13 protein-coding genes are annotated in these 13,634 nt (G+C 68.9%); 12 read left to right on the top strand and 1 reads right to left on the bottom strand.

What is annotated here, in order from left to right; translation table 11 throughout:
• Positions 1–94 precede the first annotated feature (94 nt).
• From FB381_RS14280 to FB381_RS14250, 7 genes are all read left to right on the top strand, one after another.
• Positions 95–391, top strand: coding sequence for a hypothetical protein (locus FB381_RS14280; RefSeq protein WP_170225164.1), 297 nt, complete (start codon positions 95–97; stop codon positions 389–391).
• A complete protein-coding gene (locus tag FB381_RS14275; RefSeq protein ID WP_141780896.1) occupies positions 388–1,521 on the top strand; it encodes a TrbC/VirB2 family protein in 1,134 nt (377 codons plus the stop codon). Before FB381_RS14280 ends, FB381_RS14275 begins: the two co-directional genes overlap by 4 nt.
• Entirely contained in the window at positions 1,518–2,207 is a 690-nt protein-coding gene (locus tag FB381_RS14270; protein ID WP_141780895.1) for a hypothetical protein, read from the top strand. Before FB381_RS14275 ends, FB381_RS14270 begins: the two co-directional genes overlap by 4 nt.
• A complete protein-coding gene (locus FB381_RS14265; RefSeq protein ID WP_141780894.1) occupies positions 2,185–2,835 on the top strand; it encodes a hypothetical protein in 651 nt (216 codons plus the stop codon). The genes FB381_RS14270 and FB381_RS14265 overlap by 23 nt, the downstream gene beginning before the upstream one ends.
• A gap of 22 nt (positions 2,836–2,857) precedes the next feature.
• Positions 2,858–3,736, top strand: a complete 879-nt coding sequence (locus FB381_RS14260) for a hypothetical protein (RefSeq protein WP_141780893.1) — start codon at positions 2,858–2,860, stop codon at positions 3,734–3,736.
• Positions 3,737–3,829: 93 nt separating this feature from the next.
• Positions 3,830–4,633 (top strand): aminotransferase class IV, encoded by an 804-nt coding sequence (locus FB381_RS14255; RefSeq protein WP_141780892.1) that lies wholly within the window; start codon positions 3,830–3,832, stop codon positions 4,631–4,633.
• A 49-nt stretch (positions 4,634–4,682) separates the two neighbouring features.
• The gene (locus tag FB381_RS14250) at positions 4,683–5,162 is read left to right on the top strand and encodes a GNAT family N-acetyltransferase (RefSeq protein ID WP_170225163.1); all 480 of its coding nucleotides are present in this window, start codon (positions 4,683–4,685) and stop codon (positions 5,160–5,162) included.
• 75 nt (positions 5,163–5,237) lie between these two features.
• Here FB381_RS14250 and FB381_RS14245 read toward each other — a convergent pair whose 3' ends face one another.
• A complete protein-coding gene (locus FB381_RS14245) occupies positions 5,238–5,903 on the bottom strand; it encodes a hypothetical protein (RefSeq protein WP_141780890.1) in 666 nt (221 codons plus the stop codon).
• Between the two features lie 277 nt (positions 5,904–6,180).
• Here FB381_RS14245 and aceB point away from each other — a divergent pair, with 277 nt between their 5' ends.
• The 5 genes from aceB (at position 6,181) to FB381_RS14220 (ending at position 13,491) form a co-directional block, all read left to right on the top strand.
• On the top strand, positions 6,181–7,776 hold the full coding sequence (gene aceB / locus FB381_RS14240; RefSeq protein WP_141780889.1) for a malate synthase A: 1,596 nt from the start codon (positions 6,181–6,183) through the stop codon (positions 7,774–7,776).
• A 7-nt stretch (positions 7,777–7,783) separates the two neighbouring features.
• Complete coding sequence (locus FB381_RS14235) at positions 7,784–9,244, top strand: FAD-linked oxidase C-terminal domain-containing protein (protein WP_141780888.1); 1,461 nt, start codon at positions 7,784–7,786, stop codon at positions 9,242–9,244.
• Entirely contained in the window at positions 9,244–10,458 is a 1,215-nt protein-coding gene (locus FB381_RS14230; RefSeq protein WP_141780887.1) for an FAD-binding oxidoreductase, read from the top strand. The genes FB381_RS14235 and FB381_RS14230 overlap by 1 nt, the downstream gene beginning before the upstream one ends.
• Positions 10,458–11,798: a glycolate oxidase subunit GlcF gene (gene glcF, locus FB381_RS14225; RefSeq protein ID WP_141780886.1), complete on the top strand. Its 1,341-nt coding sequence runs from the start codon at positions 10,458–10,460 to the stop codon at positions 11,796–11,798. Before FB381_RS14230 ends, glcF begins: the two co-directional genes overlap by 1 nt.
• A gap of 70 nt (positions 11,799–11,868) precedes the next feature.
• Positions 11,869–13,491, top strand: a complete 1,623-nt coding sequence (locus tag FB381_RS14220) for an L-lactate permease (protein WP_141780885.1) — start codon at positions 11,869–11,871, stop codon at positions 13,489–13,491.
• Positions 13,492–13,634: the final 143 nt, after the last annotated feature.

Genomic DNA, 13,634 nt, shown 5'->3' with positions numbered 1-13,634 from the left:
TCGACCCATGAGCGCGGGGTGGGCCATCGACATGGCCCGCCCCGATTTTCAACAGGTGCGACCCGACAACAGGTATCAAGACCGGAGGTGACACGTGGACGTGTCGATGAACTACGCCGCGATGGAGAGCAGCTCGCGCGCGTATCGAAACATGCGTGATCTGCTCGGGGCGTCCACGGCGGGCATGGACGACGTGGATTCCTCCGCTGTCCCTCAAGACGCACTTCGTGACCGGCTCTCGGACCTGCACGACTCGTGGGGCAGCGGCATCGACAAGCTGGCAGAGTTCTCGGAGGGTGCCGGCAAGGCCGTCGACACCGCGCTTGATGCCTTCCGCTCTTTCGACACCGACATGGCCGCGTCCTTCGAGGGAGACGGGGGATCGGCATGAGCGGCGAGTTTCCAGCACTCGGGTTCGACCCTGCTCCTGGCGACGTCGGCCGGGTCGAGGCCTTCGTCGAGACGCTCGGGGCCGCGGCGACCGGTGTCAGCGATGCCCGGACGATGCTCGACGGGACGAACGAGGAGGACTGGTCGGGCCTGGCCGCGACCGCCTTCCGTTCCTCGATGGACGACGACTTCCGCCCGCGCCTCATCGACACGGGCGATGCGCTCCAAGGGTCGTACGAGGCGCTGAGCCGTTGGGCGACATCGCTGACGTCCTTCCAGCAGCGTGCCCGTGACCTCGAGTCTCGCGCGGCCGAAGCCTTGGCCAGCGCCAACGCGGCCGACCAGGCGCACGACGAGGCGAAGTCGGCACCCGACGGTGACGACCAGGCGACCCAGGACGCCTCTGATCGTGCCGATGCGGCGCATCAGGAGCTGGAAGGCATCCAGGCGCAGGCACGCAGCCTGAAGACGGAGGTCGACGACGAGGCGATCGCCACCGCCGGCGACCTCGAGTCTGCCGCGGAGATCCTCGACAAGCATCACGGCAGCTGGTTCGGTGACCTGGTCAGCGACGTCGGCAACGCGATCGCCGACGGCTTCGACTGGTTCATGGAGTACGTCGTCCCGGTGCTCGAGGACATCCTTCGAGCCGTGGCGCCGATCATCGGCATCCTGTCCATCTTCATTCCGGCTCTGGGGCCGATCGCGCTGGGGATCAGCATCGCACTGGTGGCGATCGACGGGCTCCAGGCGTTGACAGGTCGCGGGTCCTGGGGCGACTTCATCACCGGTGCCGCGGGACTGGCGATCGGGTTCGGAGCCGGCGCCCTGGCCCGCTCGGCCTTCGGTTCTGGTGGGTCGGTCGTGCAGTTGAACCTCCCGTCCATGGGCCCGGCTCTCGCCGGTGGCGGGGCCGCGGCCGGAAGCGTCGTCACCGTCGCGACGCTGAGCTTCAACTCGGCCAACATGGCAGCGAACACCTACTGGGCCTTCACCACCGCCAAGGGCGCGGTCGACGACAGCCAGGGCTTCGCCGACTCGCTGTCGGGGCCGTGGACGAACCTCTCCGAGCGCATGCACAACCTCACCTCCGGAGACGGACCGCGCACGAACGAGGAGCTCAGCTCATGAGCGAGACGGCTACGCCTACCTCACCGGAGCCGGCGATGCAGATCTGGCAGCGGATGCCCCCGGGCTGGATCGAGTTCCGTGCGATCGACGACCCGGACGCGTGGTGGGAGAACTATCTGGCTTCCGGCGAGGGCTGGCTCAGCGAGGAGGCGACCAGCGCGTTGACCACGGCGTTCCGCATGGGCATCTCCGCGTTCGCGGGCACGTCCTTCGACTTCGCGGGCGTGCACCTGACCTTCGACCCCGCACCTGCTGTCTGGTTGATGTGCACCCAGGTCGTGCGGACCACGAAGGACAGCGCGGCGGCGAAGTCGGCGGTCGACACCCACCGGACGCTCGCTCTGGCGAAGCTCGGGCCGAACGGGTCGGCGACCACGTTCACGGCGGGCGACGGACGAGTCGGCACGATCACCTTCACCGCGGTGCCGAGCGACGACCCCGCCCTCACCTCGGGGGGAGTGCTGGTGGCCGTCGGAGAGCTGCCGCTGCCCGACCGAGGCGGAAGCGCCTTCCTGACCGGCTTCTGCAGCGACCTCAGCCAGTTCCACGACCTGCTCATCCGGATGGCGTTCACGCTCGATACGCTGCAGCTTCTTCCCGAGGGCCAGCAGCCGCCCGCTGACCAGCCCGAGCAGGAAGCACAGACCGTTGGATCGGAGTTACGTGGCATTCTGGATCAAGGATGAGTCGCGGGAGTGGATCGACTCCGCCGAGGCGGATCGCGGCAACTCCACGGACGCGGTCTGGGCGTCGAAGCTCTTGAGCGATGACCTGATGCGCTGGTCGCGATGGTGGGTCGGGCTCGGCATGTTCGTGCTCGCCTTCGTGGCGGCCGGTTTCGTCGGGTCGCTTGCCATGATGCTGATCGTCGATGCGCCCGGCGGCGGTGAGACGGTCGTGGCGATCGTCGTCACCGTGCTGGCGCTCGTCGTGCTCATCGCGGCAGCTGGCGTCCTGTGGCGGCTGCACCGCTCCGGGCGTCGGCTCGCCCGCGCGCTGCGTTGGTGGCTCGCGCTCCGTGCCGATGCCGTGCCCAACCAAGGCTTCGGCGGATGGGTCGCGCCGCGAGCGGCTCTGTTCAACCCGTCCGTGTTCGTCCGTGTCCTGACCTCGTCCCTCGCCGGGCTCGTCGGGATCTTCGGTTTCAGCATGATCGGCTACGCCTTCAGTGAGAACGTCGTCATCCTGATCGCCGCCGTGCTGTGGGGTGTGCTGGGGGTGGCCTGCTGCATCGGCCAGCTCGGCGGTGTCATGCGGCTCGTCGCGGGTCTCGGTGACGCCGACCCGGTGTGGAGTCGGATCAGCGGCCGTTAGGCCCTGCGTACGAGCTGACGACGTGGACGACACGAACGGGGCAGGCGCTGACGCCCTGCGGGCGCGGGTGGAGCGTCGGGTCTCAGGCACGCCGACGGGTCAGATCACGGCGGCCACGGTGGACGAGATCGTTCTCCAGGAGACCGGCACCGACAAGAGCCTCACCACGCTTCTCAGCGACGCGGAGGAGACTCGATTCGGCATCACCGGCGGTGCACGGGCGGCTCTGAACGCGGGCACATCGCTCAACTGCTTCGGTCTCCTGGCGGTGGTCGCCGCCGCGGCGGCCTGGGGTGGGGTCTTCGGCCGGTACGAGTCACCAGGATGGACGTGGATGGTGCCGACATTGGCGCCGGTGGTCGCCGCCGCGGCGGTGATCGTCGCGATCTTCTCCTTGGGGCGACCAGCCACCCGGATGGCCTCCGGAGGAATATCGATCGGGTTCGTCATCATCGCCGTGGCCGGGGGAGTCACGTCGTACGCCTTCGACCTCGAGCCGACGGAGCAGTGGTCGATCTGGGCGTCGATCGCTGTCGGCGGCGCGGCGGTCGTCTGGCTGCATCTCGTGCGGCTGCTCAACTCCGACGAGTCACGTGACCTCGAGCTCGCGCTCCTGCGTGCGAGACGTGAGGCACGTGCTCTCCTGGCTGAGGAGCGAGCGAGGTTCCTGCCGAGGCTCGAAGGAGCCCTGCACGCCGCGCAGGCGGATCTCGACGAGCTCGAGACTCTCTGGACCTTTGCGGCCGACCGCGTGGCCAAGCGTGGGGTCACTCTCGACCGGGCCGACGGCCCGGTCGGAGCGTCCCTGCTCGCATCGATCCTGAGCATCCCTCACGACGCGCATGACCGCGCTGGGGAGGATGCTGAGGCCGAATGGGAGAAGAAGCGCAGCATTCAGTGAGACCTGAAGACGGGCCCATGCTCTCGTCTGTCGTCGTCAGAGGTAGGTGTCCACCACTGCATCGACTCCGCCGGGGGATGGCAGGCTGGCTGCATGGCGACGATCCACGGCATCGAGGCGACCACCGCTGAGCTGAAGGCGCTCGCGATGACCGGTTATGGACACTTCACCTCGATGCATGTCGAAGACGGTGCCGTACGCGGCTTCGACCTGCACCTGGAGCGCCTGGTCGGCAACGCCAAGGCCGTCTTCGGCGTCGATCTCGACGAGGACGCCGTGATCGCCGACATCCGTGAAGCGGTCACCGGATCGAGCGGCTCGTGCACCCTGCGGGTGACGATGTTCGACCCGGCGATCAACCTCGGAAACATCGGTGCGGTGACACCGCGGCCGGTTCCGCTGATCACGTCTCGGCCCAGTGGCGGCGGCACGCTCCCGCCGCTGCGGGTGAAGACGATCGCGTTCCAGCGCGATACGCCCGAGGTCAAGCATGTGGGCCTGTTCAGCTCGCTCCATCACCGTGTCGCGGCCAAGAAGAGTGGGTTCGACGATGTCCTGTTCGTCGATCCCGTCACCACGAACGTCTCTGAGGGCAGCACGTGGAACATCGGATTCATCGATGCCGACGGCACCGTGATCTGGCCCGACGCCGCTGTTCTTCCTGGGGTGACGATGTCGCTGCTGCGCCGGGCCGACGGCGGGCATGCCCGCCACACCGTGGCGCTCGATCAGGTCGGCCGGATGCGGGCTGCTTTCGCGACCAACGCAAGCATCGGCGTACGCCCGATCAGTGTGATCGATGGCCACGGCTTCGACTCGAACGACTCGAAGATCGTCGAGCTGCAGCGCGCCTATGCAGCCATTCCTGGTCGCCGCGTCGGCCATGGCGGGAGCTGAGCCGAAATCTGGTGGCACCAGCGTCGTGGATGCTGTCAACCTCGGTGTCATGAACGTCGAGGTGCGCACCATCACCGCTGATGACTGGTCGCTCTTCCGCGACGTCAGCCTGCGGGCGCTGGCCGACTCGCCCGATGCCTTCCGAAGGACGTTCGCCGAGGCCCAGGCGCTCACGGACGACTTCTGGTTGGAGCGGGCCGGCGGTTCATCGCCGATCCTGATGGTGCTGGAAGAGGGCCGAGGTGTCGCGATGGGTGGCGTCTTCGCTCCTCCCGAGAGCACGGTCGCCTACGTCTGGGGCATGTGGACGGCGCCCGAGGCACGCGGCCGTGGGTACGCCGCCGGGCTCCTCACCGATCTGGTGACCTGGTGCCGCGACCGCGATCTCGGCGTACGTCTGCACGTGACCGAGGGCAACGACGTCGCGCGCCGGCTCTATGCCGCCCACGGCTTCGAGCCGACCGGTGGGTCGGAGCCGCTGCGGGAGGGATCCGCGCTGCGGGTCGAGGAGCTACAGCTCGTGATGTGACTTACGGTGACGCTCGAGTCGAGACGTCCGCTGAGTGTTCACAATGCTCGGATCTCCGACGGTCTCGTCAACCAACTAGGACGATCGGATGAACGGTCGAACGGTCGTTGGGTCGGAGAGTCGTGCTCTGAAGCCTGTGCTCCCGACCGCCTTGTCGATCAGCGCCTTCAGCTGTTCCGGGCGCCACGACGATGCTTGCATCCGAAGCGCCGCCGGAGCCGTGTTCGGGCCGGCGACCGCGACCCCGGGAAACGAACCGCCGACCGTGTCAACGAGCGTGATGTCACGCCACGCGATGTGCGTTCGTCCGTCAGCCGTTCCCACTCCCTGAGGGTCGATACGGATGGTCAGGTGGAGGAACCGGGAACGGTGTAGCCACCAGGCGTACAGGCAGCCCAGCGCGAAGACGATCGCGCCGATGGTCACGCTCATCATGGACCGATAGGCGATGGTGCCAACCAGGACCGTGCCACCGAGCAGGACAGGGGTGATGACCGCGCGCTTTGCGTAGCCAGGCCGCAGCGGCAGGTACAGGCCGCCCTCTGCAGAGATAGCGTCCCCGGGGTCACCGCGGTAAGGCCTCATGTTCTGCAATGCGGTCCAAGACATCAGAGCTCCACTGAGTCCCAGTGCGACGGCAATCCAGCCGACCATATGGGAGTCGACGACCGCCGCGACTCCGACCGCGGCAAGCGCCACGCCCGCGACCATGCCGAAGCCGAGTACAAGGAGATAGAGCATCAGCAGTCTCCGCCCGTCGTGGCAATGTTAGGCGGCCGGCAGGTACACGATCGGAGGCTCAAGCATCTGTTCCGAGACCACTCGCGGGAGTATGTCAGGCAACGCCACGCAACTTGAAGTCGCTGACCGCTCCCGCTGAGAGGAAGACAGCCCCGCCGACGGCCCCGAAACAAAATTAGTGACACCAGTCACACAGATCCATTGCCCTTCTGTGCCTATTTCCTCTAGCGTTCCAATGAGTAGAAGAAAACTTCCACGATACGAAATAGGGGAGCAGATGGACCTGCCGGCCGGCGTCGAGATCACCGCACCACTGGGGGATCGGTACGACGAGATCCTCAGCCCGAAGGCACTGGAACTGATCGCTCTGCTCCACCGCGAGCTGGGCACCCGTCGCGAGGAGCTGCTCGCGCGGCGCGGCGAGCGGATCGAGCAGATCTCCGCGGGCGGCACGCTCGACTTCCTCGAGGAGACGAAGGCCATCCGTGACGACGACTCGTGGCGGGTCGCCGACCCGGCGCCGGGCCTGGTCGACCGGCGGGTGGAGATCACCGGGCCGACCGACCGGAAGATGACGATCAACGCGCTCAACAGCGGCGCCAAGGTGTGGCTGGCCGACCAGGAGGACGCCAACACGCCCCTGTGGGAGAACGTCGTCGAGGGTCCCCTCAACCTCCTCGACGCGGTGAAGGGTCAGCTCAGCTTCGACGACCCGAAGACCGGCAAGCACTACGAGGTCACCACCGAGGAGCAGCCGACCATCGTCGTACGTCCTCGGGGCTGGCACCTTCCCGAGAAGCACATCCGGGTCGACGGCGAGCCGACCGCTGGAGGCCTGGTCGACTTCGCGCTCTACCTCACCGCGTGCGGCCGGCTGCAGATCGAGGCCGGCAAGGGGCCCTACTTCTATCTGCCCAAGATGGAGTCGCACCGTGAGGCCCGCCTGTGGAACGACGCCTTCGTGCTCGGGCAGGAGCTCCTCGGCATCCCGCGCGGCACGATCCGGGCGACCGTGCTCATCGAGACCTACCCGGCGGCCTTCGAGATGGAGGAGATCCTCTACGAGCTGCGCGAGCACTCCGCGGGTCTCAACGCCGGCCGCTGGGACTACATGTTCAGCGTCATCAAGTCGTTCCGCAGCCGGGGCAAGGACTTCCTGCTGCCCGACCGCAACAGCGTCACGATGACGGTGCCGTTCATGCGGGCCTACACCGAGCTGCTCGTACGCACCTGCCACAAGCGCGGCGCGCACGCGATCGGCGGGATGGCGGCATTCATCCCCAGCAAGGACCCGAAGGTCAACGAGGTCGCCTTCGCCAAGCTCACCGACGACAAGACCCGCGAGGCCGGCGACGGCTTCGACGGCTCCTGGGTCGCCCACCCGGGCATGGTGCAGGCCTGTCGAGACGCCTTCGACAAGGTGCTCGGCGAGAAGCCCAACCAGCGCGACCGCCTCCGCGAAGACGTCTCGGTCACCGCCGCCGACCTGCTCGACGTGGCCTCGACCCCTGGGAAGATCACCGAGGCCGGCCTGCGCAGCAACATCAGCGTCGGCATCCAGTATCTGGAGTCGTGGCTGCGCGGCGCCGGTGCGGCCGGCATCAACAACCTGATGGAGGACGCCGCCACCGCGGAGATCTCCCGCAGCCAGGTGTGGCAGTGGCTCCACAACGACATCGAGCTCCACGACGGGCAGCGGGTCACCCGCGAGCTGGTCGAGCGGCTCATCGAGGAGGAGATGGCGAAGATCGGGGAGCACGCCGACACCTCGGGCGGTCACTGGGCCGAGGCTCGCGACACGTTCACCGAGATCTCGCTGGCCGACGACTACGTCGACTTCCTCACCCTGCCCGCCTACGAGCGCATGCCCTGAGGCCGTCATGACGCCACTGGAGACCCTCACCGCTCAGGCGCGGGCGCTCATCCCTGAACCAGGGGTGATCACCGACCCTGCCCGGCTGCGCACCTATGAGTGCGACGGCCTCGCCCACTACCGGGTCACCCCCGCGCTCGTCGTGCTCCCCGAGACCGCCGAGCAGCTGGCCGGCGTGGTGCGCGCCTGCGCCGAGCAGCAGATCCCGTACGTCGCACGCGGCTCCGGCACCGGCCTCTCCGGCGGCAGCCTGCCTCACGCCGAGGGCGTCTTGATCGTCACCTCGAGGATGCGGAGCATCAAGGAGGTCCGGCGCGAGGATCAGCGCGCGGTGGTGGAGCCCGGCGTGATCAACCTCGACGTCAGCCGCGCGGCCAACGCCGACGGCTACTACTACGCCCCCGACCCCTCGAGCCAGCAGATCTGCTCGATCGGCGGCAACGTCGCGGAGAACTCCGGTGGTGCCCACTGCCTCAAGTACGGCTTCACCACCAACCACGTGCTCGCCGCCGACTTCGTCGGCGCAGACGGCGATCGCGTACGCCTCGGTGACGACGCCCCCGACAGCCCGGGCTACGACCTGCTCGGCGCCGTCGTCGGCTCCGAGGGCACCCTCGGCGTCGTCACCGAGACCACGGTGCGGCTGGTGCGGCTGCCGGAGAAGGTGGTCACCCTGCTGGTGGGCTTCGACTCCACCGACCGGGCCGGCGCGGCGGTCTCGGCGATCATCGCGGCCGGGATCGTGCCGGCGGCGATCGAGATGATGGACGCGCTCGCGATCGAGGCGGCCGAGGCGGCCGTGGCCTGCAACTATCCCGACGGCGCGGGCGCGGTGCTGGTCATCGAGCTGGACGGTCCGGCCGTCGAGGTCGACGCCGAGTACGCCGACGTCGCGCGGCTCTGCGAGGAGACCGGTGCCTTCGAGACCCGCACCGCGAAGACTCCCGAGGAGCGGGGCCTGATCTGGAAGGGCCGCAAGTCGGCCTTCGCCGCCGTCGGCAGGATCAGCCCCGACTACATCGTGCAGGACGGCGTCATCCCACGCACTGCCCTGCCCGAGGTGCTCAAGGCGATCGCCGACCTCTCCGAGCGCTCCGGCGTACGCGTCGCCAACGTCTTCCACGCCGGCGACGGCAACCTGCATCCGCTGGTGCTCTTCGACGACGCCGTCGCGGGAGCCGGCGAGGCCGCCGAAGACGTCAGCCGCGGCATCCTCGACCTCTGCCTGAGCCACGGCGGCTCGATCACCGGCGAGCACGGTGTCGGCGCCGACAAGGCCGCCCACATGCCGAAGATGTACGCCGCCGACGACCTCGACACGATGCAGCTGGTGCGCTGCGCGTTCGACCCCGACCGCATCTCCAACCCGGGCAAGATCTTCCCCACGCCACGGCTGTGCGGCGAACGCCCCGGGCGACGCAAGGGCGCGCACCCGCTCCAGGAGTCCGGCGTGGCGGAGGTGTTCTGATGAGCGAGTCCTCCGCTGGTCGAGCCGCGAGCGAAGCGAGCGTGTCGAGACCAACACAGTCCATCTCCGGCGTACGCCCCGGCCGCATCGAGCGCCCGACGAGCACCGCCGAGGTCGCCGAGGTGATGCGTGCGGCGGCAGCGGCGGGGGAGTCGGTGATCCCCACCGGCGCCGGCACCAAGCTGGGCTGGGGCAACCCGCCGACCTCCGCCGACGTGCTCCTCGACCTCTCCGCGATCGATGAGGTCACCGAGCACGCCGCCGGCGACCTGATCGCCACCGCGGGCGCCGGCACGCCGCTCTCGCGGCTGCAGGAGGAGGTCGCCTCCGCCGAACAGCGGCTCGCGCTCGACACCACCGTGGCGGGCTCGACCATCGGCGGCACCCTCGCCGCCAACACCAGCGGGCCCCGGCGCCTCTTCGCCGGCACGCTGCGCGACCTCCTCATCGGGGTGACGCTCGTGCGCGCCGACGGCGTGGTCGCCAAGGCCGGTGGCAAGGTCGTCAAGAACGTGGCCGGCTACGACCTCGGCAAGCTGCTGGTCGGCTCGATGGGCACCCTGGCCGTGGTCACCGAGGCCACCTTCCGGCTCCACCCGGTGCCGCAGAGCAGCCGCTGGGTCACCGTCGGTGCCCGCGACGCGGCGCACGCCGCCGAGCTCACCCAGACCGTGCTGCACTCCCAGACCGTGCCGGCGGCCCTCGAGGTCGACGCCACACCTGATGCCATCGAGGTCTCGGTGCTGGTCGAGGGGCGCCCCGACGGGGTGGCGGGGCGTACGACCGCGCTGACCGACCTGCTCCCGGGCTCCGTGGCCGGCGAGGACCCGCCGGCCGGCTGGGGTCGCTACCCGTGGGACGACACCGCCGAGATGTGCGTCGGCATCAAGGTCACCTTCCGGCTCTCCGGGCTCGCCGACGTCGTCGAGGCTGCCGGCGAGCACGGCCTGCGGGGCTCGGCCGGCGTCGGCGTGGCGTACGTCGCCGTGCCGGCCGACCGCGACATCACCGAGATCCAGGCGGTGCTCGCCAGGTTGCGAGAGACCACCGCGCGCCACGGCGGCAGCGCGGTCGTCCTGGACGCGCCATGCGAGGTCAAGGAGCAGCTGGACCTGTGGGGTCCGGTGCCCGCGATCGACCTGATGCGGCGCGTGAAGGACGAGTTCGACCCCGACCACCGGCTCAGCCCGGGCCGATTCGTAGGAGGAATCTGATGACGGACTCGCTGCCGGCCCGCGACATCCGCGACCTGGGTGCCTTCGACGAGCACCACCCGCCCGACCAGGAGCTGCTCGACGACTGCGTGCACTGCGGCTTCTGCCTGCCGACCTGCCCCACCTACCTGCTGTGGGGCGAGGAGATGGACTCCCCGCGCGGGCGGCTCTACCTGATGAAGGAGGGCCTCGAGGGCGAGCCGATGTCGGACTCGATGGTGCAGCACTGGGACAGCTGCCTGGGCTGCATGTCGTGCGTGACCGCGTGCCCCTCGGGCGTCAAGTACGACACCCTCATCGAGCAGACCCGCGCCCAGGTCGAGCGCAACCACACGCGGACGCCCAAGGAGAAGGCGCTGCGCACGCTGATCTTCTCGATCTTCCCGCACCCCAAGCGGCTCCGGGCGATGCGCGGGATGCTCAAGATGGTGCAGCGCAGCGGCCTGGACCGCCGCCTGCGCGAGACCGGTCTGCTCGACCGGATGGCGCCGCACCTGGCCGCGATGGAGCGGCTCACCCCGACCATCACCGACGCCGAGCCGCTGCCCGAGCACGTGGCCGCGGCGGGGGAGCGGCGGGCGGTGGTCGGCATGCTCACCGGCTGCGTGCAGGGCGCGTTCTTCCCGGGCGTCAACGCCGCCACCGCACGCGTGCTCGCCGCGGAGGGCTGCGACGTGGTGATCCCGGCCGACCAGGGCTGCTGCGGCGCGCTCTCGGTGCACAACGGCCGCGAGCAGGAGGCCCAGGCCTACGCCCGCCGCATCATCGACGCCTTCGACGACGCCGGTGTCGAGCACATCGTGATCAACGCGGCCGGCTGCGGGTCGACGCTCAAGGACTATGCCCGGCTGCTCGCCGACGACCCTGCGTACGCGGCGAAGGCCGAGGCGTTCGAGGCCAAGGTGCGCGACATCGCCGAGATCCTCGACGAGCTCGGGCCGGTCGCCGAACGTCACCGGCTCGAGATGAGCGTGGCCTACCACGACGCCTGCCACCTCGCCCACGCCCAGGGCGTACGCAGCCAGCCCCGCGCGCTGCTCGCAGGCATCCCCGGCGTCGAGCTGCGCGAGATCGCCGAGGGGGAGATCTGCTGCGGCTCGGCGGGCATCTACAACATCCTCAACCCCGAGCCCGCCCGCGAGCTGGGCGAGCGCAAGGCGCGCAACATCGTCGCCACCGGCGCCGACGTGCTCGTCACCGCCAACCCGGGCTGTCTGCTCCAGGTCGCCTCGGCGATCACCGCACAGGGGCACCAGCTCGGCATGGCCCATCTCGTCGAGGTGCTCGACGCCTCGATCAGCGGCGCCTCGCCCGAGGCGCTGCGCAACCGCACCATCTGAACCGCCGACACCGCCACATCTCGGGACAGCCTCTCCACCCATCTCCCACACCAGACCCCCGGAGTCCACCATGTTCGAACCAGTAGCCGACCAGGTCGGCGGGTCGCTCGTCCTGAGCGCCCTGTGCGGAGCCCTCCCGCTGATCACGATGTTCGTCCTGCTCGGCGGCCTCAAGATGAAGGCCTGGCAAGCCGGTCTCATCTCGCTCGCGGTCGCCCTGATCGTCGCGGTCGCCCTCTTCAAGATGCCGGCCGACGACGCCCTCCTCTCCGGTGCGCAGGGGGCCCTGCTCTCGGGCTTCTTCCCGATCATGTGGATCGTCATCAACGCGGTCTTCGTCTACAACCTGACTGTGCACACCGGTCATTTCGACGTGCTGCGTCGCGCGTTCGGCAAGGTCAGCGACGATCAGCGCATCCAGGCCCTGATCATCGCCTTCTCCTTCGGCGCCCTGCTGGAGGCGCTGGCCGGGTTCGGCACGCCGGTCGCGATCACCGTGGTGATGCTGATGGCGATGGGCTTCAAGCCGGTCAAGGCGGCCGCGGTGGCGCTGATCGCCAACACCGCCCCCGTGGCCTACGGCGCGATGGCCTCGCCGATCAACGCGCTCTCGGACCAGACCGGCTTCAGCGTCGAGACCCTGGGCGCGATGGTAGGCCGCCAGACCCCGATCCTGGCGGTGCTGGTGCCGCTCATCCTGGTCTTCGTCGTCGACGGCACCCGCGGTCTCAAGCAGACCTGGCTCCCCGCGCTGCTCTGCGGCCTCGGCTTCGGCATCGCCCAGTTCATCGCCTCCAACTACATCTCGGTGCCGCTGGCCGACATCATCGCCTCGCTCTTCTCGGTCGTGGTCGTCGTCGGCCTGCTGCGGATCTGGCAGCCGCGCGAGAAGGTGCTCGCCGAGTCGGCGACCGGCGCCTCGGCCGGCGACGTACGCGACAGCACGAGCGAGGTCTTCAAGGCGTTCCTGCCCTACGTGATCATCGTGGTGATCTTCGTGATCGTCTCCGTCCCGGCGATCAAGGACCTGCTCGCGCACCGGCCGTTCACGCTCTCGGGCACCGACTACACGCCGAAGGCGATCTTCCCCGGGCTCGGCGACGTCGCCGGCGCCCAGGGCGGCTTCAAGTTCGACTGGTTCCCGGCGGCCGGCACGATGCTGCTGCTCTCGGGCATCATCACCGCCGTCTGTCTCAAGATCCGCCCCGGAGCGGTGGTGAAGACCTACGGGGCCACCTATCGACAGCTCGCCACCGCGATCGTCACAGTGATGGCCGTGCTCGGCCTGGCGTACGTCATGAACTTCTCCGGTCAGACCGGATCGATCGGCGCCTGGCTGGCCGGTGCCGGCAGCGCGTTCGCCATCCTCTCGCCGATCCTCGGCTGGCTCGGTGTGGCGGTGACCGGGTCGGACACCTCCTCCAACGCCCTCTTCGGTCTCCTCCAGGTGACCACCGCCAAGGAGGCCGGCCTCGACCCGCTGCTGATGGCCGCCTCCAACTCATCGGGCGGCGTGCTCGGCAAGATGGTCAGCCCGCAGAACCTTGCCATCGCGGCCGCCGCTGTCGGGATGGCCGGCAAGGAGGGCGAGATCTTCCGCAAGGTCTTCGGCTGGAGCATCGCGATGCTCGCTTTCATGTGCGTCCTGGTCGCGCTGCAGTCGACGGCTGTGCTCGGCTGGATGGTGCCCTGAGCCCAGGCCTCTTGCCGCGTCCGGGGAGCTCGGGACGTGGGCACCTGCCGGTTGAAGATTCAGCAACTGTTACGGTGCTCGATGTCCACAGCCTTAACTCGGCTGGGCCGGATTCCCCCGCGAGTTGATTCTCGACCGAGCGG

It is taken from the genome of Nocardioides albertanoniae (assembly GCF_006716315.1).
GTDB classification, from domain to species: domain Bacteria; phylum Actinomycetota; class Actinomycetes; order Propionibacteriales; family Nocardioidaceae; genus Nocardioides; species Nocardioides albertanoniae.
Note: the sequence above shows the minus strand (reverse complement) of the source record. Positions and strands in the feature narration are given on the sequence as shown.